The sequence below is a fragment of the Streptomyces sp. NPDC058674 genome (assembly GCF_042716505.1).
In the GTDB taxonomy this organism is placed as follows: domain Bacteria; phylum Actinomycetota; class Actinomycetes; order Streptomycetales; family Streptomycetaceae; genus Streptomyces.
In genome coordinates this window covers 17,128-36,771 of record NZ_JBHXSC010000052.1, presented here as the reverse complement: position 1 = coordinate 36,771, position 19,644 = coordinate 17,128, and the positions used below count along the sequence as shown (strand labels likewise).

General features: G+C 72.2%; 19 protein-coding genes and 1 tRNA gene. 9 read left to right on the top strand and 11 right to left on the bottom strand.

Annotation, left to right across the window (positions count from 1 at the left end; translation table 11 throughout):
• Nucleotides 1-27 precede the first annotated feature (27 nt).
• Nucleotides 28-714 carry an HAD-IA family hydrolase gene (locus tag ACFWU6_RS24160; protein WP_383982991.1) on the top strand — a complete coding sequence of 229 codons (687 nt, stop codon included), beginning with the start codon at nucleotides 28-30 and terminating at the stop codon, nucleotides 712-714.
• A gap of 1,027 nt (nucleotides 715-1,741) precedes the next feature.
• Here the strand turns inward: ACFWU6_RS24160 and ACFWU6_RS24155 are convergent.
• The gene (locus tag ACFWU6_RS24155) at nucleotides 1,742-2,323 is read right to left on the bottom strand and encodes a TMEM165/GDT1 family protein (protein ID WP_383804728.1); all 582 of its coding nucleotides are present in this window, start codon (nucleotides 2,321-2,323) and stop codon (nucleotides 1,742-1,744) included.
• Between the two features lie 533 nt (nucleotides 2,324-2,856).
• Between ACFWU6_RS24155 and ACFWU6_RS24150 the strand changes: the two genes are divergently transcribed.
• From ACFWU6_RS24150 to ACFWU6_RS24135, 4 genes are all read left to right on the top strand, one after another.
• Complete coding sequence (locus ACFWU6_RS24150; RefSeq protein WP_383983012.1) at nucleotides 2,857-3,501, top strand: HNH endonuclease family protein; 645 nt, start codon at nucleotides 2,857-2,859, stop codon at nucleotides 3,499-3,501.
• A gap of 170 nt (nucleotides 3,502-3,671) precedes the next feature.
• A complete protein-coding gene (locus ACFWU6_RS24145; RefSeq protein ID WP_383982989.1) occupies nucleotides 3,672-5,345 on the top strand; it encodes an alkaline phosphatase D family protein in 1,674 nt (557 codons plus the stop codon).
• A 240-nt stretch (nucleotides 5,346-5,585) separates the two neighbouring features.
• On the top strand, nucleotides 5,586-6,227 hold the full coding sequence (locus ACFWU6_RS24140) for a DedA family protein (RefSeq protein WP_383804732.1): 642 nt from the start codon (nucleotides 5,586-5,588) through the stop codon (nucleotides 6,225-6,227).
• A gap of 447 nt (nucleotides 6,228-6,674) precedes the next feature.
• A complete protein-coding gene (locus ACFWU6_RS24135; RefSeq protein WP_383804734.1) occupies nucleotides 6,675-7,229 on the top strand; it encodes a hypothetical protein in 555 nt (184 codons plus the stop codon).
• A 107-nt stretch (nucleotides 7,230-7,336) separates the two neighbouring features.
• Here ACFWU6_RS24135 and ACFWU6_RS24130 read toward each other — a convergent pair whose 3' ends face one another.
• The gene (locus tag ACFWU6_RS24130; RefSeq protein ID WP_383804735.1) at nucleotides 7,337-7,561 is read right to left on the bottom strand and encodes a DUF2277 domain-containing protein; all 225 of its coding nucleotides are present in this window, start codon (nucleotides 7,559-7,561) and stop codon (nucleotides 7,337-7,339) included.
• Between the two features lie 277 nt (nucleotides 7,562-7,838).
• Here ACFWU6_RS24130 and ACFWU6_RS24125 point away from each other — a divergent pair, with 277 nt between their 5' ends.
• Nucleotides 7,839-7,913, top strand: coding sequence for a 50S ribosomal protein bL37 (locus ACFWU6_RS24125; RefSeq protein WP_383804791.1), 75 nt, complete (start codon nucleotides 7,839-7,841; stop codon nucleotides 7,911-7,913).
• 138 nt (nucleotides 7,914-8,051) lie between these two features.
• On the opposite strand, the gene ACFWU6_RS24120 is transcribed toward ACFWU6_RS24125, so the two are convergent.
• Nucleotides 8,052-8,126, bottom strand: a tRNA-Val gene (locus ACFWU6_RS24120).
• 21 nt (nucleotides 8,127-8,147) lie between these two features.
• Between ACFWU6_RS24120 and ACFWU6_RS24115 the strand changes: the two genes are divergently transcribed.
• Together ACFWU6_RS24115 and ACFWU6_RS24110 are read left to right on the top strand one after the other, a co-directional pair.
• Nucleotides 8,148-9,476, top strand: coding sequence for a hypothetical protein (locus tag ACFWU6_RS24115; protein WP_383804737.1), 1,329 nt, complete (start codon nucleotides 8,148-8,150; stop codon nucleotides 9,474-9,476).
• Nucleotides 9,477-9,760: 284 nt separating this feature from the next.
• Nucleotides 9,761-9,985 carry a zinc ribbon domain-containing protein gene (locus ACFWU6_RS24110; protein WP_383982987.1) on the top strand — a complete coding sequence of 75 codons (225 nt, stop codon included), beginning with the start codon at nucleotides 9,761-9,763 and terminating at the stop codon, nucleotides 9,983-9,985.
• A gap of 86 nt (nucleotides 9,986-10,071) precedes the next feature.
• Here ACFWU6_RS24110 and ACFWU6_RS24105 read toward each other — a convergent pair whose 3' ends face one another.
• From ACFWU6_RS24105 to ACFWU6_RS24090, 4 genes are read right to left on the bottom strand one after another with little or no spacing between them, the layout of a single operon-like run.
• Nucleotides 10,072-10,740, bottom strand: coding sequence for an O-methyltransferase (locus tag ACFWU6_RS24105; protein ID WP_383982985.1), 669 nt, complete (start codon nucleotides 10,738-10,740; stop codon nucleotides 10,072-10,074).
• On the bottom strand, nucleotides 10,737-11,567 hold the full coding sequence (locus ACFWU6_RS24100; RefSeq protein WP_383982983.1) for an HAD family hydrolase: 831 nt from the start codon (nucleotides 11,565-11,567) through the stop codon (nucleotides 10,737-10,739). Before ACFWU6_RS24100 ends, ACFWU6_RS24105 begins: the two co-directional genes overlap by 4 nt.
• On the bottom strand, nucleotides 11,564-14,071 hold the full coding sequence (locus ACFWU6_RS24095; protein WP_383982981.1) for a phosphoribosyltransferase: 2,508 nt from the start codon (nucleotides 14,069-14,071) through the stop codon (nucleotides 11,564-11,566). The genes ACFWU6_RS24100 and ACFWU6_RS24095 overlap by 4 nt, the downstream gene beginning before the upstream one ends.
• An 8-nt stretch (nucleotides 14,072-14,079) precedes the next feature.
• Entirely contained in the window at nucleotides 14,080-15,255 is a 1,176-nt protein-coding gene (locus ACFWU6_RS24090; protein WP_383804750.1) for an HpcH/HpaI aldolase/citrate lyase family protein, read from the bottom strand.
• A 195-nt stretch (nucleotides 15,256-15,450) separates the two neighbouring features.
• On the opposite strand from ACFWU6_RS24090, the gene ACFWU6_RS24085 reads away from it, so the two are divergent.
• Nucleotides 15,451-16,209: a TerD family protein gene (locus ACFWU6_RS24085; RefSeq protein ID WP_383804752.1), complete on the top strand. Its 759-nt coding sequence runs from the start codon at nucleotides 15,451-15,453 to the stop codon at nucleotides 16,207-16,209.
• A gap of 14 nt (nucleotides 16,210-16,223) precedes the next feature.
• On the opposite strand, the gene ACFWU6_RS24080 is transcribed toward ACFWU6_RS24085, so the two are convergent.
• The 4 genes from ACFWU6_RS24080 to ACFWU6_RS24065 form a co-directional block, all read right to left on the bottom strand.
• Nucleotides 16,224-16,964 (bottom strand): Tellurium resistance, encoded by a 741-nt coding sequence (locus ACFWU6_RS24080; RefSeq protein ID WP_383804754.1) that lies wholly within the window; start codon nucleotides 16,962-16,964, stop codon nucleotides 16,224-16,226.
• A 115-nt stretch (nucleotides 16,965-17,079) separates the two neighbouring features.
• Entirely contained in the window at nucleotides 17,080-18,195 is a 1,116-nt protein-coding gene (locus ACFWU6_RS24075; RefSeq protein ID WP_383804756.1) for a DUF475 domain-containing protein, read from the bottom strand.
• Between the two features lie 25 nt (nucleotides 18,196-18,220).
• A complete protein-coding gene (locus tag ACFWU6_RS24070; RefSeq protein ID WP_383804758.1) occupies nucleotides 18,221-18,796 on the bottom strand; it encodes a TerD family protein in 576 nt (191 codons plus the stop codon).
• Between the two features lie 161 nt (nucleotides 18,797-18,957).
• Nucleotides 18,958-19,533 (bottom strand): TerD family protein, encoded by a 576-nt coding sequence (locus ACFWU6_RS24065; RefSeq protein ID WP_383804760.1) that lies wholly within the window; start codon nucleotides 19,531-19,533, stop codon nucleotides 18,958-18,960.
• Between the last annotated feature and the right edge of the window lie 111 nt (nucleotides 19,534-19,644).

Sequence of the window (19,644 nt, the reverse complement as noted above, 5' to 3'; positions counted from 1 at the left end):
TTTCCCGCCCCGTCTGGAGCCCAGCCCATGCCGGCCAGCACCACCACCGCACCCGTCGTCCTGAGCGCCAAGGCACTGCTCCTGGACATGGACGGCACCATCGTCAATTCCGACGCGGTGGTCGAGCGCTGCTGGCGCAACTGGGCGGTCTCGCACGGGCTGGACCCGCAGGAGGCGCTCAAAGTCGTCCACGGACGCCAGGGCTACGCCACCATGGCCGTCCTGCTGCCGGACCGCCCCATGGAGGTCAACCGCGCGGAGAACGCCGTGATGCTCGCCCGCGAGACCGCCGACACCGACGGCGTGGTCCCGGTCCCGGGCGCGCCGGAGTTCATGGCCTCGCTCGACGGACTGGCGCACGCCCTGGTCACCTCGGCCGACGCGGCCCTGGCCACGGCCCGGATGACCGCCGCCGCCCTGCCGATGCCCGAGGTGCGGGTGACGGCCGAATCCGTCGAGTCCAGCAAGCCCCACCCCGAGGGCTTCCTCAAGGGCGCCGCCGCCCTGGGCGTGGACCCGGCCGACTGCATCGTCTTCGAGGACTCCGCCGCAGGCATCGCCGCGGGGCGCGCCGCGGGCATGCGCGTGATAGGCGTGGGCCCGCGCGCGGCCGCCCACGCCCCGACGGCCCACGTCCCGGACCTGACGGACCTCCGCGTCACGTCGACCGCGGACGGCTCGATCCTGGTGACGCTGGGAACAGCGGGGGCTTAGCGGCAAGATTCGGCCGGCGGGGGTGTGGGGGGCGGGGGCTTCGGCGGGGCGGGAGCGGGCGGGTTTGGGGGTTTCCCGTCAGTCTCATCGTCTCTCCGGGTCGGGCCGGTCCCTCAAGGGCGCTCCTCCTTCGTCGTCGCGTCGCTTCGCGATGGCCTTCGGCCACCCTTGACCGACCGTCCCGCCCCGGACATACGAAGACTGTCGGGAACCCCCCAAAGGAACGGGCCGGGGGACATATCCCCTTCCCGGCGGCCAGGGAAGGGCGGGCCGGCTTCGGGGCGCGTCAGATCGCTACGCGCTTCTCTTTGCTTGGCGGCTGCGGTCCGTCTGGGGCTCATGTAGCGGGCACGCCCTCCAGACGGGGTCCAGGGCACGCCTTTCCGGACCGGGCAGCCGGGTACCTGCGCCAAACAGCGGTGAGATGACCCGGACGGCAGTCCGGCCGGGCCTCACGCAACAGATCGCTACGCACTTCCCTCGGTCTGGCGTCCGACCGCCGTCCACCCAAGACCCCGTCAGCGGGCCATTACCCCGCCACAGGCGTCCATTTGGGGTGGGAATGGGCTGTGTTGGAGTGTGAGGTTGATGAATCCAACCTGACGCTCCACCATCTGATCGTTTACATCCCGCACGGTCCGCAGACGCCGTCACAGCGCCCCCACCACGATCCGTGGGGGGCCTATGTCCAGCCCCAGACGGACCGCAGCCGCTATGCCGAGTGAAGCGCGTAGCGATCTGACGCGCCCCGAAGCCCACCCACCCGCCCATCCCTGGCCAAGGCCGATGCGGACTGCTCCCCCCGGCCCGTTCCTTTGGGGGGTTCCCGACAGTCTTCGTATGTCCGGGGCGGGACGGTCGGTCAAGGGTGGCCGAAGGCCATCGCGAAGCGACGCGACGACGAAGGAGGAGCGCCCTTGAGGGACCGGCCCGACCCGGAGAGACGATGAGACTGACGGGAAACCCCCAAACCCGCCCGCTCCCGCCCCGCCGAAGCCCCCGCCCCCCACACCCCCGCCCCACCCCTTCAGCCCGCTATCGCCTCGTACAGCGAGAAGGCGGCCAGCGCCGCCATCACGCCCGCCGCGATCTTGGTGATCAGCCGCAGCGGCACGTACTTCATCAGGGTGCGTCCGCCCAGGATGCCGATGCCCGCGACCGCCCACAGGGCGAGCACGGCGCCGACGCCGACCGAGACCGGGTCGTCGTACCGGGCGGCGAGGTTGGCGGTCATGATCTGGGTCAGGTCGCCGAACTCCGCCACCAGGATCAGCATGAATCCGGCTCCGGAGACCTTCCAGAAGGACTGGTCGGCGGGCGGTTTGACCTCCTCGTCCTCGTCGTTCTTCTTCAGGAGCAGCATGGCCGCGCCCGCGAGGAAGAGGAGTCCGACGACGGTCTGGACGAGGCGGTGCGGCAGGAGCGTGAGCACGCTGCCCGCAGCGATGGCGAGTGCGACGTGCACGGCGAAGGCCGCGGCCACGCCGGCGAAGACGTAGGAGGCGCGGTAGCGCGTACCGAGCATCAGGCCGGCGAGGGCCGTCTTGTCAGGGAGTTCGGCGAGGAAGACGACGCCGAAGGCGATCGCCGTGACGCTGAAGCTGAACACGGGGTGGAACCTCAATCGGTCGGGCAGGACGCCGTCGGCACCGAGAGACCTGGGGAGTGTCAGGAGTCGCTTCGGCTCGGCGGCGTCCCGGCGTGCGTGAGCGCGTACGTGCGTACGCGTCCACGCAGGAACAGGACACTGCGGCCGAAGGTCTCGCTGGCCCACCGCTGTGCGCGGTGTGCCTCCGGGCGCCGGCTGGTGTGACCCAGCAGTATGTCGACGTTCCGGCGAAGAGCTACTCCCCTTCTGCTCCGCCCACGATACGCGATGGGCCCGGGTGCCCGGAATGGCCGCCTTGATCCGGAACGTCGGCGGCCGCGCTCGGCGACCGGCCCTTCCGCCGTGCCGGCCACCACCGGAATTTCAACTTCCGCTTGAATCAGGGGCTTTACACCCCTTGATGTGACGTGTTCATGTCGCCAGGCTGTCACCCGGCGCCCATCCCCGCGAAACCTGGCGCCGCCACCATGGCCGCGGCCCGCCGGGTCCGCACGGCCTCACCCCCCGCACCCAGGGAGCCCCTCATGGCACTCATACCCGCTGTCTACGCGCGTCGCGTCGGCGTCCTCGCGTCGACCGCCGCCCTCGCCGCCCTCACGTCCCTCGTCACCGCACCCGCCGCCCAAGCCGCCCCGCCCGCCCCCATCAGCGCCGCGGCCGCCCGCTCCTACCTGGCCACGGTCACACCCAAGGCGGAGGGCTCGACCAGCGGCTACAGCCGCGACCTCTTCCCGCACTGGAGCACCGTCTCGGGCAGCTGCAACACCCGCGAGACCGTCCTCAAGCGGGACGGGGTGAGCGTCGTCCAGGACTCCGCCTGCGCCGCCGTGAGCGGCAGCTGGTACTCCGAGTACGACGGGGCCACCTGGACCGCCGCCTCCGACATCGACATCGACCACATGGTCGCGCTCGCCGAGGCCTGGCGTTCCGGCGCCGCCTCCTGGACCACGGCCAAGCGCCAGCAGTTCGCCAACGACCTCGCCCGCCCGCAGCTCATCGCGGTCACCGACAACGTCAACCAGGCCAAGGGAGACCTCGACCCCGGCAAGTGGCTTCCCCCGCGCACCGCCTACCGCTGTACGTACGCGCGGATGTGGGTGAACGTGAAGCAGTACTGGGCCCTGAGCATGGACTCCGGTGAGAAGACGGCCCTCGTCAACATCCTGAACGGCTGCTGACCGGCTGATCGGCGCCGCCCCCGCCGCCCCCGCCGGCCTGCCCGCTCTGTCCACTCCGCCCGCCCGGCCGTCCGGCCCGGTAGGCCGATCTATCCCCCGCCAGGGGGAGGTGCGACTCCCCCTCGCCGTCGTACCGTGATCACACGGGGCACGTCAGGAGGGGGAGTCGTATGGCCGGACTGCGTCTGGGGCCACTGCTGCGGTACGTCGACTGGGACACGGGTGGTTCGGCCACGATATGGGTCGAGGCCGACCGCCCGTGCACGGCCGAGGTGCGGTGCGCCGGCGGGGCGGGCGGCAGCGCGCGCACGTTCCAGGTGGCCGGCCACCACTACGCCTTGGTCCCGGTGACCGGCCTGTCACCCGGCTCCACGACGGCGTACGAGGTGCTGCTCGACGGCGTGCAGGTGTGGCCGCTGCCCGACAGCGGCTTTCCACCCAGCACGATCAGCACGCCGGCCGTGGCGGGCCCCGGTCGGTCCGCGCCCGGGCCCGGGCTGCGCGTCACGTTCGGCTCCTGCCGACAGGCCGCGCCGCCCGCCGGCGGGCGGCGCGGGCCGCACGGCGCGGACGCCCTCGACACCCTCGCGGCGCGCCTGGCCGCCGACCCGGAGGCGGAGCGCCCGGACGTCCTCCTGCTACTGGGCGACCAGGTGTACGCGGACGCGCTGTCCCGGGAGACCCGGAGATGGATCGCGGCCCGCAGGGACCTGCGGGAGGCGCCGGGAGCCCAGGTCGCGGACTACGAGGAGTACACCCGGCTGTACTACGAGTCCTGGCTCGACCCTGAGATCCGCTGGCTGCTGTCGACCGTGCCGAGCCTGCAGATATTCGACGACCACGACGTCATCGACGACTGGAACACGAGCGCGGCCTGGGTCGTCGAGATGCGGGCGACCCCGTGGTGGCGGGAGCGAATCCTCAGCGGACTGATGTCGTACTGGGTGTACCAGCACCTGGGCAACCTCTCCCCCGCCGAACTGGAAGCCGATGACCTCTACGCCGCGGTACGGGACACCCCTGACGGTACGGAACCGCTGCGCGCCTTCGCGTCCGCCGCGGATGCCGACCCGGCCACGGTGCGGTGGAGCTACCGGCGGGACTTCGGGCGCGCCCGGCTCCTCATGGTGGACACCCGGGCCGCCCGGGTACTGGCCGAGGACGGGCGGGCGATGCTCGATCCGGTGGAGCAGCAGTGGCTCCGGGACAACGCGCTCGCGGGGCGCGGGGGTTACGACCACCTGCTGATCGGTTCCTCGCTGCCGTGGCTGATGCCACCGCTGATCCATGACGCCGAGGCGTGGAACGCAGCGCTGTGCCGGGGTGATCGCGGGCCCCGGTGGGCCCGGTTCGGGGAGAGGCTGCGGCGGCGCAGCGATCTGGAGCACTGGGCGGCCTTTCCGGCCTCGTTCGCGGCGCTGACCGATCTGATCGAGGAGGTGGGGACGGGTCCGCGGGCGCCGGCGACCGTGTGCGTGCTGTCGGGGGACGTGCATCACGCGTATGTGGCCGAGCCCCGAATACCCAGCACGGCGCGGTTGTTCCAGCTGACGTGCTCGCCCGTGCACAACTCCATCCACACGGCGGTGAAGCTCGGGTTCAGGCTGGGCTGGTCGCGTATGGGGAGGTGGCTGGGGCGCGGCTTCTCGCGGCACGCGCGGACGGGGCGTCCGCCGGTGAGCTGGCGGCGTACGGATGGGCCGTGGTTCGGCAACCAGCTGATGACTCTGGCGTTGGCCGGGCGGACGGCGCGGCTTCGGCTGGACCAGGCACACAAGCACCGCAAGGGCGCCCGGCTGGTGACGGTGCTGGACCGGGAGCTGACCGGGGCGGAGACGGCGTAGGCGTGGCGGGCGCTGGGGCGGGCGCGGCTCCGGACGCGGTGCGGGGCGCCCGCGGAGGCGACGCGGCCGGGTGGTGCGGGGACACGGCGCTGACGGAGCGGCGGTCCGGGGGCGGCCCCGGGCGTCCGGGGGGTGGACGCCGGGCGTACGCTGTCTGGCTGTCAAGCCGCTCCTGCCGCTCCCCCGCGACGTCGCGGCGCTTCATGCCGCTGCACGTCAACCGGACTGGGGAGTCCCGCTTTGTTTGAGACTCTGGGGTCGCTGACCGCGAGCCCATGGATCTACGCCGTGGTGGCGGTTTCCATCGTGCTCGACGTCTTCCTTCCGGTGCTGCCGAGCGGAGTCCTGGTGATCACCGCTGCGGCCGCGGCGGCGGCTGCCGGGGCAGCGGGTCCGGTGGCGGTGCCCGCGCAGGTCCCGGACATCCTGGCGCTGCTCGTGATCGCCACGACCTCCTCGGTACTGGGCGACATGGCCGCGTTCCGGCTGGCGCGCCACGGCGGGGCCCGGCTCGACCGGGCCATCGCCCGCTCCCGGCGGCTGACCCGCGCGCACGACCGCCTGGGCACAGCCCTGGCCCGGGGCGGTGGCGCCCTCGTGGTGATCGCCCGGTTCGCTCCCGCCGGGCGCTCCGTGGTGTCCCTGGGCGCGGGCAAGACCCACCGCAAGGTGAAGGAATTCCTTCCCTGGTCGGTCTTGGCGGGCATGGCCTGGGCGGGCTACAGCGTGGCGCTGGGGTACTTCGGTACGCAGTGGCTCGGCACCCAGTGGCTGGGCACCGCCGTCTCGCTCATCGCGCTCTTCGCGGCGGGCGCGCTGGCCGCGTACCTCGTACGACGCCCGACCGCGCCCGCCGCGCCCGCGACGGCTCCGGCCTCGTAGGGCGCCTGCCCCCAGCTGCGCGCCCGGCGCTCGGCTCCCGGTCCGCCGGGTAGTCACGGCCCCGGCGCCGCGCGGGCTCGACCGGCAGTTCTGCGCGCGTTCGGCTCGCCGGCTCCGCGGCGGCACAGCGCGGCCCGCCCGTCGGTGGGACCACCGGTGTGACCGGACCGCACCCACACGGCGCGGCGCCCCTCGTCGGTCCCCCCGCGCACGCCGGGATGGGCGGCCGCGCCCTCCCCGCCTCCCCCGCGGCCCCGGCACATGGGCCGGTCCGTCCCGTCCGGGTGTACGGATTCCCCCGGTCGGAGCAGCGGCTCACCCGTTCACCCGGCCCCGATCGCCGCGCCCGGGCCGGGCTCTTAGCGTCCTTCATGCGGTGCGCAACCGAATCCGCGTCACATCCGTGCCCTGGCCGCGCCGTTTCGAGGAGCCCGAGGAGTTCTCTCCATGCCAGCCAAGCCGCACGCCACCCCGCCCCCCGAGTCCGCCGGACCGGCCCAGCGCGTCAGGCGCATCGGGCCGGCCACCGCACGCCGTCTGCTGGCCGTCGCGGCCGCGACGCTCGCCGTCGCCGCCGCCGGCCCCGCCACGCTCGCCTACGCCGCCCCCTCCGCCAGCGTCTCCCCCGGCACCGTCGCCCCGGGCGGGCGGGTGGGCCTCAACGTCGTGGGCTGCGGCACCAAGGCCGGCAGGGCCACGTCCAGCGCCTTCGGCGAAGTGCGGCTGACCCCCGGCAACCTGGAGGCCAGCAACCTCTTCGGCACCGCCACCGTCTACAACAACGCCAGTCCGGGCACCCACCGCGTCACCTTCGAGTGCGGCGGCGCGGGCGGCCAACGCGTCACCGCCAACCTGTACGTGACCCCGGGGGCCGCGCGCGGCGGGGAGGGCGGCAGCATCGGCTCGATGAGCCCGGGACAGATCGCGGTCGGCGGCGCCCTCGTCGCGGGCGCGCTCGGTGCCGGGGTGTGGGTGGTGCGCCGGCGGGCGGCCTCGTCCTGACCCGAACGCTCGCCCCGGCATCCATCGCACCACCCGCCGGGGCGGCGGGCGACCCGGTGGCCGCCCCCGGTGAGGAGGACGGCGTACCCGCCGCGGCCTGACCGGTCTCACACGGCGGCGGCCTGCCCCCGTACCTGCACCCCGTCGAGCAGCACCCGGGTCGCTTCGGCGACGGCGTCCACGGCCGTCTCGAAGACTTCGCGGTTGTGGGCGGCGGGGGCACGGAATCCGGACACCTTCCGTACGTACTGCAAGGCTGCGGCGCGGATCTCCTCCTCGGTGGCCTTCTCGGGGATGGCGGGCGGGCGCAAGGTCTTAATGGAACGGCACATGCCTCCACTATCCCGCTACCGGGCCGGCTCGGCGCCGTACGGTTCGAGGACGGGTCCGACCGGAGCCGAGCCGACGAGGGCCCGGCTCGACCTCTGCCCATGGCACTCCACAACGAGGCCGTGAAGTCGTCCCGCCGGGCGCCGGGTTGCACGGGTGGGCGCTGCACCGGGCCGACACCGCCGGGTGCATGACCGCCCCGGTGCTGATGCGGACTCGACAGCCGCTACCTAAAATGGCGGGAGGCAGGAAGATCCCGATCCGAGGGAGAGGTGCGCCATGGCCAAGCGAGGCAACAAGCGACGCGCCCGCAAGAAGAGGAAGGCCAACCACGGCAAGCGCCCCAACGCCTGACCCCCGCCCGACCGCCGCCAAGTCCCGTGGGCGGGACGGGTATGCGAATGACCAGCCGGGCCGAGCGCGCCCCCGCGCGCAGCGTCGGATCCGAATGCAAAAGGCCCCCCCGCCATGATCGGCGGGGGGTCTTTTTGCTGGTGGGCGCGGACGGTTTCGAACCGCCGACATCTGCTTTGTAAGAGCAGCGCTCTACCCCTGAGCTACGCACCCGTGAATGAGTGGACAGCCTACATGCCGGGCACACCCCCCACGCAAACCCGTTCCGGTGGGGGAGAATGGACCGGGGCACGGCGGACGCGGTACGGGAGAGGGATTGTGACGACGGCATCCCGGCGTTGGTTCGGTGGGCGGGACGAGAGTCGGCGGGCGGATGCGCAAGCGGCCAAGGATGCCGCCGCCGCGGCCTTCTACGAGCTGGACACCGCGCAGCGGGACCTGCGGATCTCGCTGGAGACGATCGCGGCGGCGGACGGTTCGCCCGCCGCCCGGCAGGCCGGTGAGGGGTTCGCCGCGCTCGGCCGGCGGATCGACGAGGTCAGCCACGTGTACATCGAGGCGGTCGACGCCCACGACCTGGACCGGGTCGACCTGGAGGGCTCCGTCGCCGCGCAGGCACGGGAGCAGCTGACCCGGGCGCGCGACGAGCTCGTGCGGGTGAAGGCGGAGCTGGACCGGTTCGAGCAGGGGCTGCGCCCGCTGCTGGACAAGGCGGAGACGCAGCTGGCGCGGGTGGCGCCGGCGCGGGAGCGGGCCAAGGCGGCACTGCTGGCGGCGAGTGAGGCGCTGGACGCCGTACGGGGCAAGGGGATGCGGGCGGACGATCTGGCCGCGCGGCTGGCGGCGCTGGGGCCCGAGCTGACGATGCTGAACCAGGGCGCGGCGCTCCACGGGGTGCAGGCGACGGTGCAGCGCGCCGACCGTATCCTGCGGGACGCGGAGGGTGTGCGCGCGGAGGCGTCGCGGCTGCCGGAGCGGGCTGCGGAGATCGACCGGCGGCTGGTGAGCCTGCGGACGCGGGCGCAGGCGCTGCGCAACCGGGCGGACCGGGTGGATCCGGTGCTCAGCGAGCTGCGTCGGCGGTTCAGCGCCGCGTGCTGGCAGGACCTGCAGCAGGTGCCGGACCAGGCGGTACGGGACGTCGCCCAGGCGGAGGACCGGCTGGCGGAGGCCGGTCTGGCGCGCGACGAGCAGCGCTGGGCCGATGTCGGGACGCTGATCGACGCGGTGCGGGGGTCGCTGGACGCGGCCGACGAGGCGGTGTCGGCGGCGCAGGACCGGCTGACACGGCTGGAGGCGGTGGCGCGGGATCCGCGGGCCGAGGTGGACCGGACCCGGTTCGCGATCCGGGACGCGCAGCGGCTGGCGATGGCGGGCCGCAGCGTGCCCGATCCGCGGCACGCGCGGCCGCTGGACGAGTCGGTGGCCCGGGTGGAGCGGGCGGTGGCGGGGCTGGAGGCACGCCACCCGGACTACTGGGCGTTCCTCCAGGAGATGGAGGGAGTGCGTGCCTCGGTGCACCACGTGGTGTCCGAGATACGGGAGGACCTGGGGCACGGCTGAGGCGAACCCGGCGAACCGTGGCCGCGGCAGCGGCTGCCGAAGCGCCCGGCGGACGGCCTGCGGCACCCGCCTGCCGAAGCCCGCGCCCCGCGGCAGCCGGAGCCCGACGCACCCGATGCCGGATGCGGTGGACGGTCCGCGGTGCGACCCAGTCCGAGCCGCACGGGGCGAGACCGCTGCCGGGTGCGTGCGGGGTCGGCGTGGTGGTCGGCGGTCGCGCCCCGTGCGGTGTGTCCCCCGATCGGGGATACCCGTACGCGGTGCGGCGGCATAGCCTTGGCCGCATGCCCCGATACGAGTACCGCTGCCGGACCTGTGACGACACCTTCGAGGTCAGTCGGCCCATGGCCGAGTCGTCCGCGCCCGCCGACTGCCCCGCCGGTCACGCCGACACCGTCAAGCTGCTGTCCGCCGTGGCCGTCGGCGGGTCCAGCCGCGGCCCCGCGCCCGCCCCGTCCATGGGCGGCGGCGGGGGCGGAGGCTGTTGCGGCGGGGGCGGCTGCGGCTGAGGCGCCGGCGCCTCAGCGCGGGCCGTCCCTGCCGCTGCGGCTGAGGCGCCGGCGCCGGGGCCGGGGCGCGGCCGCCCCCGCGCGGCTCAGCGCGTCCGGCGCTTGCGGGACAGGGTCAGGCCGTCCGAGATTCCGAGGAGGACGGATTCCATGCGCGGGTCGGCCGCGACGTGGTCGTTGTAGGCCCGGACTCCCGCCGCCGCTCCGGTGGCCGACTCGTCCAGGACCGTGCCGTGGTAGAGGGTGTTGTCCGTGACGATCAGGCCGCCCGGGCGCAGCCGCGGCACGAGCTCCTCCCAGTAGGAGATCTGGCTTTCCTTGTCCGCGTCCACGTACGCCATGTCGATGTGCTCGTCCGCGGGCATGGCGCGCAGGGTGTCGAGCGCGGGGGCGATCCGCAGGTCGATGCGGTCCGCGACGCCCGCCGCCTCCCAGGCTTCCTGGCCGTAGCGGGTCCACTCCTGTGAGACGTCGCAGGCGATGATGAGGCCGTCCGCGGGGAGTGCCTGGGCCATCGACAGGGCCGAGAAGCCGGTGAAGGTGCCGATCTCCACGATGTGGCGGGCGCCGGTCAGTCGGACCAGGAAGGCCAGCAGCGGCCCCTGCTCCTCCGCCGACTGCATGCCCGCGACGTCCGGGAACTTCTCGTACGTGGTCGCCACCAGCCCCCGCTGGACGGCGTCCAGCGGGGGGTTGTGCGCGAGTACGTACCGGTAGAGCTCGTCAGTGATCTTGGTGCTGTTGCCCTTGGTCATGCGCCCAGTGTGCCGACTCCGGCCGCCGCCCGGGTGAACGCGCGGAGGATGTCCTCGCCCGCGAGGACGCCGCCGGTGGTGAGCGAGGTGACCGACGGCGCGGTCCATTGCGCGTCGGCCAGTTCGCCGTGGCCCGGGCGCCAGCCCCGGTCCGCCGCGAGCAGCAGGTCGGCGTCCAGCAGGGAGTCGCCGGCGGCCAGGGTGGTAGTGGCTCCCGTGCGGCGGGCGATCTCCCGCATGGCCGCGCTCTTGGTCAGCGGCTGCGGCACGGCGTAGATCTTGCGGCCCTGGAGCGAGACCGTCCAGCCGCGGGCCTCGGCCCACTCCGCCAGCGACTTGATCCATTCGGCCGGGACCAGGACCCGCTCGACGACGAGGTACGCGAACAGGTCCTCGGCCAGCCGCGTCTTGCGCAGCCACACCGGGTCGGCGGTGGCCAGCAGGTGGGCGTGGACCTCCTCCAGCGGGGCGCACTCGGCCGCGAGGCGCGTGGCGACCTGCCGCCGCCAGTCGCGGTCCGGTACCCCGTCGACCAGCAGCTGGCCGCCGTTGGCGCAGATCGCGTACGGGATGGGGCGGCCGGGGAAGCGGATGCGCTGGTACTGCTTGCGGGTCCGGGTGGTCGTCGGGACGAAGACCACCCGGGGGTCGGCCGTCAGCTCCGTCAGCAGGCCCGCCGCCGTCTCCGTCATGTAGGACAGCGGCTTGCTCTCGTGGACCTCCACGCACAGCAGCCGCGGGGCCACCGGGTCGGGCATGGTGAGGCCGAGGGCGGCCGCGGAGTAGATGAGCGTGCGGTCGAGGTCACTGGCGATCAGGAGGGTCACTTCGAGGCCACTGCCTTTCCGTCGGCGCCCGTGGCGCCGCGCGTGAAACGGGGATGGATGAGTCCGACGCACGTGTAGGGCAGCCCGTCGACCTCTTCCACGGGGACTCCGCGCTGCTCGGCGAGCAGCCGTACGTGGTCCAGGTCGGGTCCGGCGCCGCGCTGGGCGAGGATCTTCCACGGGACCCTGCGCAGCAGGACCCGCGTGGTCTCGCCGACACCCGGTTTGACCAGGTTCACGTCGTGGATGCCGTACTCCTCGCTGATGCGCTCGACCGCGGCCCAGCCGATCCAGGTGGGTGCCCGGTCGGCGGCGAGGAGTTCCTTGACCTCTTCGTCGACGGCCTCGGCCACCTCGTCGAAGTGGGCGGCGACGGTGTCGACGAAGGCGACGGAGACGTCGGCTCCGGCGAGCTCGCGGTAGAACTTCGCGCCGTGGAAGTCGGCGGGTCCGACGAGGTCGGACCTGAGAACCGTACGGGAGACGAGACCCGAGACGGTGGAATTGAGACAGGCGGAGGGGATCAGGAAGTCCTCGCGGGTGCCGTAGGTCTCCACGCAGGAGCCGGGGTCGGCGAGGACGACGATTTCGGGGTTGAAGCCCTCGAACTCCGCGAGGGCGTCGCGCAGCTCGCGGGTGATGGCGCCCTTGCCGGTCCAGCCGTCGACGAAGACGATGTCGGCGGGGTCGTGGTGGGCGGCGAGCCAGCGCAGGGCGTTGGCGTCGATACCGCGGCCGCGGACGATGGAGACGGCGTAGTGCGGGAGGTCCAGGCCGTGCCGGGTCTGGGCCCAGCGGCGCATCAGCACGCCGACGGGGGTGCCGGCGCGGGCCAGGGAGACCAGGACCGGGGACGGGGAGCGCTCGGCGAGGACGGTCTCGGTGACGGTGCCGACGGCGCGGGCGATGCGGGCGGCGGAGGCGGTGAGGGCGCTCTGGTAGAGCTCCTGGTACTGCGGGGACGGCTGGTATTCGACGGGCAGGGATTCGGCGTAGTGGGCGCCGCCCGCCTGGATGGCCTCCTCGCGTTCCTCGGTCGGCGCCTCCAGTTCGACGTCGGAGAGGTCTTGGAGCAGCCAGCCGACGTCCTCGGGGGCGTAGGAGGAGAACGCGGGGCCGCGCAGGGGCTCGGGCAGCATGGTCGGCTCCTGCCGGTCGGGTGTGTAGGAGGGCACGACGGCGAGCAGGACCCGGCCGGTGTGGGGGGCGAGGGCCGTCAGGAGTCCGGTGCGCAGCGCGGGGGTGTCCCCGGTGGAGTCGACGACGGCGACGACCGCGTCGAAGCGGGGGCCGGCCGCGGCGGCGCGGACGTTGTAGGCGTACCGGTCGCCGGGTCCGTCGGCGGGGTCGTCGTGGGCGGGGAAGACGAGGCGGGTGCGGATGGCGTAGCCGGGGTCGTCCACGGCGAGGACGGGTGAGCGGGTGGTGGTGGAGAAGCGGACCTCGGCGGCCGCGTCGGACTCCTCCAGGGCCTTCGCGAGGCGCAGCGGGGCGTACATCAGCTCCTCGTTGCCGAGTACGAGGATCCGCCCGGGCTCGGGACCCAGTGCTGCGGCGAGCTGCCGGGCGAGGGCGGGCAGGGCCGCTTCGAGCGTCTCGCGGTGGGCGGGGGTGAATCCGTGGCGGCCGCCGTCGGGAACACCCGCGGGCCAGTCCAGCGGGACCTGCCGGTAGGCGGCTCCGGCCCCGGCGGGGGATGCGTCGGGCCCCGGGCCGGCCGGGGGGGTTTCGGGCTGCGCCGGGGTGGTCTCGGGAGCGGCCGCCGCCTCGTGCTCCTCGACCAGGGCCCGGCCCTTGGCCAGGACCCCCTCCGGGAGGGTGACCGTGCCGGAGGCCAGGGCGATCAGGTCCACGCGCGCGCCCAGCTCCGCCGCGAAGGCGGTGAGGCGGTCGCGGTCGGCCGGGGAGCGCATGTCGACGAGCGCGACGACGACGTAGTGCCGCCGGGGGTGGCGGCCGTGCAGGTCGCGGATGGTGTTCAGGACGGTGTTGCCGGTGGAGAACTCGTCGTCGACCAGGACCAGCGGGCCGCTCCCGGCGAGCAGCTCGGGGTCCTCGGGCAGCAGCAGGTGCGAGGTGGCGTGCGAATGCGCCTCCTCGAAGCCCCCGGCGGGCTCCACTCCCGGCACCGGGCGCCGGGTGGAGTGCAGGTAGGGGGCGGGCCCGAGCCCGTCGGCGACGCAGTGGCCCAGCCCGGTGGCGGTCTCGGCGTAGCCGAGGACCACGGCGTCGGCGGCGTCCTCGCCGAGGAGGTCGCGGACCCGGCGGCCGAGGCCGTGGCCGGCGGCGTACACGGCTCCCGGGGACTGCGGGACGTGCTTGCCGAGCACGTGTGAGACCAGCAGGTGCGCCCGCTTGGGGTTGCGGCGCAGTGCCAGGCCCAGCAGTTCGCGCAGCCGCGGCCTACCGGCGTCCGGCGCTTCCTCCAGGCCCACGCCGAGCCGTTGCGCGACCCAGGTTCCCGACCACACCTCGTCGATCGTCTTGCCCTTCCTCGTCGTCACGGGCCGGCTCACACCTGGAGCCCCGCCGTGAGGAGGTCGACGAAGCCGACCTCTTCCTTCGCCACGCCGAAGACCTCGGCGCGCAGCATGGTGCGCTCCGCCCAGGCCCGGTGGGGCTTCACTTCGTTCATCTTGTTCGTGTAGGCGGAACGCATCACGCCGCCGCCGCCGCGCTCGGGGCGCAGGATGTCCTGGGCGTCGCTGAACTCCTCGTGGGAGACCACCGACAGCGCGTGGACGGGCGTGACGTGGGCGGGGTGGATGCAGGTCTTGCCCAGCAGTCCGTTGGCCCGGTCCAGCTCGATCTCGCGCAGCAGTCCGTCGAGGTCGTGCTCGATCAGCGCGGTGCGCAGCTCCTCCACGCCTTCCTCCAGGAAGGGGCTGCGGCGCAGCTGGGGCTTGAAGAGCCGCTGCTGGCTGCGGAAGTACTCCCATACGGGACCGGTGACGGTGAAGCCGGTGCCGTCGGCGCGGCTGAGGACGTTGACGACGTCCGCGATGACGCCTGCCACGATCTGGACGTCGTAGGCGGTCATGTCGGGGGTGCGCCGCAGGCCGTAGGCGGAGCAGAAGTCCGTCACGCCCAGGCGCAGGGCCAGGACGCGCTCGCGGTGGGCGTTGACCGTGCGGGAGATGCCGGCGAGGGCTTCGACCCGGGTTTCGAGGTGGAGCAGGTCGGGAGTCTCCAGGACGGGCATGGCATACAGCCGCGGCAGTCCGCTTGTGGCTTCCGCGTCGGCGACGGCCTCCAGGAAGGCGATTCCGCGGGTTTCGTCGAATTTGGGGAGTACGAATCCGGCCAGTCGCCGTCCGGAGCGGCCCAGGCGGCGCACGAGGTCGGGAATCTGCCCGGGGGTGCGGACGCGGACGAAGAGCAGCGGGAGCTCCGCGGCATCCTCGTCGTCGGTGTCCAGCGCGGCGAACTGCCGGACGAGGTTCTCCTCGGCTCCGACGACATCGCTGTCGCTGATGGAATCCTCCAGGCAGAGGACCATGGAGACGACTCCTCGGCCGGCCTGCTTGCGGACGTCCGCGGCGAGCTGGGGGCGGGTGGCGGGGCTGTAGAGCGTGGCTCCCAGCGCGGCGGCGAGGACGCGGGCCGGGGAGGCTCCGGTGAATTCCGCCGGCTCTTGGTGGAAGAGGTCCTTGCGGACGGTGGGCGAAATATGCCCGAAGTGACGCATGTGCTTCCCCCGTACTGCCTCGGCGGCCCAACTGGCGTGGCCGGTAATAGTACGTACGAACCTGAGTCAAGAGTTCCGCAAGCACATGAAGTTCAGGTAACCCTCTTGCACCATGCCCAGCTCTCGCGTTCGAAACAAGGCCCTCCGGCGGGGCCGCATTGTCCCGCTCACCCCCGGGAGGGCAGGATGACGGGCATGACGCACGCGATGCAGAAGGGCTCCAACATCCCGGTGGCCGCCGTGGCGGTCCGGGCGGTGCTGCGCTGGACCGGTGGCCCCGAGGTACCGGACGTGGACGCGTCCGCGCTGCTCGTCGGCCCGGACGGCCGGGTGCGTTCGGACGAGGACTTCGTCTTCTACAACCAGCCACGGCACCCCTCGGGGGCCGTCTGGCGCCTGGGCAAGAAGCAGGTCGGCGACGCGGTGACGGACGCCGTCCAGGCGGACCTGCGGACGGCGCCCGCCGCGGTGGACCGCATCCTGGTGGTCGCCTCCGCGGAGGACGCCCCCTTCCAGCGGGTGCACGACCTGCGCATCCTGCTGTACGACGCCGGCGCCGCGGGCGGCTCCGACCCGCTGGCCTACTTCGACGTGCGGCCGGAGACCGGCTCCGAGACGGCGCTGATCTGCGGGGAGCTGTACCGCCGGGGCGAGGGGTGGAAGTTCCGCGCGCTGGGCGAGGGCTATTCCGACGGGCTGGTGGGCCTGGCCACCGACCACGGCATCTCGGTCGACGAGAACGCCGCCGAGGGCTCGGCCGGGGCCGCCGGGAGTCCGACGGCCGGTCCCACCTCCGAGCAGACGGCCGCCATGGCGCCGCCCACGCAGGCCCCGCCGGCCGTTCCGCCCGCGTACGGGTACCCGCAGCCGGTGTCCCCGGCGCCGGTGCCCTCGCCGGGCGGGGACCCGTCCTTCCGGATGCCGGTGCAGGGCCCCCAGTTCATCCGGCGCTGAGCCCTCGGGCCCGGTCACGCCTTGGTGCTCTTGTAGCCCCGCCCCCACTGGAGCCCCCAGCCGTACAGCCGGTCCAGCTCGGCCTGGAACCCGTAGACGAACTTCACCTCGCGGCGCACGACGAGCTCGCCTTTGACCTTCTCCAGGGAGACGACGGCGCAGGAGCGGGCCTGCGGCTGCCGTTCGTCCAGCGGGATCTCGATCCGCGGGCCGGTGACCGGGAAGAGGGTCACCATGGCGTGCGTCCGGTCGAAGGCCGGGGTCTGGTCGTAGATGTACACGAAGACCAGCAGCCGCTTGATCTCGTCGGCGTGGTCGAGGTTGACGTACAGGGTCTCGCCCGACGCCGAGCCGAACCGGTCGTCGCCGCTGAGCTTCACGAACGGCGGGTCGTTGAGGTCGCCGAGGAGGTTGCCCAGGGGCTGCACGGCTCCCCTGGTGCCGTCGGTCAGTTCGTACAGGCAGCCCATGTCGAGGTCGACGTTGACCATGCCCTGGGTGTGCGCCTGCACCATCTCGGGCTTGAAGAGTTGGAAGGGGTGCCGGAAGAGCTGCCCGCTCTGGCCGGAGCGGCCCCCTATGTCCGAGGTGCGCATGCGCCAGGACAGGTTGACGCGCAGATTGCCGTGGACCGCCCCCTGTTTGGTGAGCGACACCGTCGGTTGTCGCTTGGTCAGCTCGATCGCGTTCGACGAGGCGCTGCCCGACTGGAACTGCACGGCGCGGCTGCCCAAGATGCCGTCGAAGAAGCCCATTCCTACCCCCTGGTAACCCCGGTCCCCCGGTTGCATACGGCAGACGGGGCGGCCTGCCGGATCCGTGGACCCGGCGGGCCGCCCCGCCTTGGAGCGTTCCGCATTAATGCCCCGGTCATGCCTCGGCGGCGGATCCCTCCAGCTCCAGGCGCTTGTTGCGGCGCACGGAGGACCAGAAGGACCATCCGATCAGGAGGACGCCGACGAGACCGGTGATGATCTCGTTGATCTCGTGCTGGATGGTGACGAGCAGGATGACGGCGAGCGCGCCGATGGCGTAGTGCGCGCCGTGCTCCAGGTAGACGTAGTCGTCGAGGGTGCCCTGGCGGACCAGGTAGACCGTGAGCGACCGGACGTACATGGCACCGATGCCGAGGCCGAGGGCCATGAGCACGATGTCGTTGGTGATGGCGAAGGCGCCGATGACCCCGTCGAAGGAGAAGGAGGCGTCGAGGACCTCGAGGTAGAGGAACATGAAGAACGCGGCCTTGCCGGCCATGACGACGGCCGAGACGGGCTTGCCGGCCTTCTTGGCCTCTTCCTCCGCCTCGTGCTCCGCCTCCTCCTCTTCCTCCAGCTTGTTCTCGAAGTAGCCGGAGAGGCCGCCGACGACCATGTAGGTGATCAGGCCGAGGATCCCGGAGATCAGGACGGTCTGCGCCTTGTCCACGTGCGCGCCGCCGTGCTGGTGGGCGTTGGCGCCGAAGGTCATCGCGGTCACGGCCAGGACGATCAGCGCGATGCACGCCGAGAGCATGTCGACCTTGCCGAGCTTGGCGAGGGGACGCTCCAGCCAGCCGAGCCACTTGATGTCACGGTCCTCGAAGATGAAGTCGAGGAAGATCATCAGGAGGAACATGCCGCCGAAGGCGGCGATGGACGGGTGCGCGTCCGTGACGAGCTGCTCGTACATCTCCTTGTCGTTCATGGCCAGATCGACGGCTTCGATAGGACCGATGCTGGCACTGATCGCGACGATCACGACGGGGAAGACCAGCCGCATGCCGAAGACCGCGATGAGGATGCCGATGGTGAGGAAGATCTTCTGCCAGAAGGCACTCATCTTCTTCAGGATCCCGGCGTTGACCACCGCGTTGTCGAAAGACAGCGAGATCTCCAGGACGGACAGGATCGCCACGATCCCGAACGCCTGCCACCCCCCGTAGAACACCGCTGCGACCAGACCGAGCGCAGTGACTGCGAACGACCAGCCGAAGGTTTTGAGAACCACTGGCACCCCATCGTGTTGTACGGCTTTACGAAACGTTGACCCCGAAGTCTAGAGCGATGCCCCGCAGGCCCGACGCGTACCCCTGCCCTACCGCCCTGAACTTCCACTCGCCGCCGTACCGGTAGACCTCGCCGAAGATCATCGCGGTCTCGCTGGAGGCGTCCTCGGAGAGGTCGTAGCGCGCCAGTTCCTGGCCGTCCGCCTGGTTCACCACGCGGATGAAGGCGTTGGCGACCTGCCCGAAGCTCTGCCGCCGGGCCTCGGCGTCGTGGATCGAGACCGGGAAGACGATCTTGTCGACCTGGGCCGGCACCTTGGAGAGGTCGATGAGGACCGACTCGTCGTCGCCCTCGCCCTCGCCGGTGAGGTTGTCCCCCGTGTGTTCGACGGAGCCGTCGGGGCTCTTCAGGTTGTTGTAGAAGACGAAGTACTCGTCCCCGAGCACCCGGCCGCTGTTGCACAGCAGCGCGCTGGCGTCGAGGTCGAAGTCCGCCCCGGTGGTCGAGCGCGCGTCCCATCCGAGGCCGACCAGGATTCGGGTCAGGTTCGGTGCGGCCTTGGAGAGGGAGACATTGCCCCCCTTGGCGAGTGTGACGCCCATGCTGTGGTCCTCCCCGGACGACGGTGTGACAGGTGTGACGGGTGCGGCCGGTGTGCCGGGCGCGGCGCGGGCCGCCGGCAGTGCGGCGCGGGCAAGCGGGTAAAGCCCGTCCGGCGCCGTACACACAGTGCACGGCGCCGGACGGGTGAACAGCTTCTCGGCTAGACGTTGACGCCGAAGTCCTGGGCGATGCCGCGCAGGCCCGAGGCGTAGCCCTGGCCGATCGCGCGGAACTTCCACTCGGCGCCGTTGCGGTACAGCTCGCCGAAGACCATGGCGGTCTCGGTCGAGGCGTCCTCGGAGAGGTCGTAGCGGGCGAGCTCGGAGTTGTCGGACTGGTTCACGACGCGGATGTACGCGTTGCGGACCTGGCCGAAGCTCTGCTGGCGGCTCTCGGCCTCGTAGATCGAAACCGGGAAGACGATCTTGTGGACGTCGGCCGGAACCCCGGCGAGGTTCACCTTGATCGCCTCGTCGTCGCCCTCGCCCTCACCGGTGGTGTTGTCACCGGTGTGCTCGACCGAGCCGTCGGGGCTCTTCAGGTTGTTGAAGAACACGAAGTTCGAGTCGTTGGCGACCTTGCCCTGGTCATTGGTCAGGATCGCGCTGGCGTCGAGGTCGAAGTCGCCACCGGTGGTGGTGCGGGCATCCCAGCCGAGACCGACGATGACCGCCGTCAGGTTAGGTGCGGCCTTGGTCAGCGAGACGTTGCCGCCCTTGCTGAGGCTGACTCCCACGGGTCCTCCATTGGGTTCTGTGTGGGGCGGTGCCCCGTCGTGCGTTTGCCATCGGATCAACGTTTCGATCCTAGTGACGGGTTCCCGCCTGTACGCGGTTTTCCTTCGGAT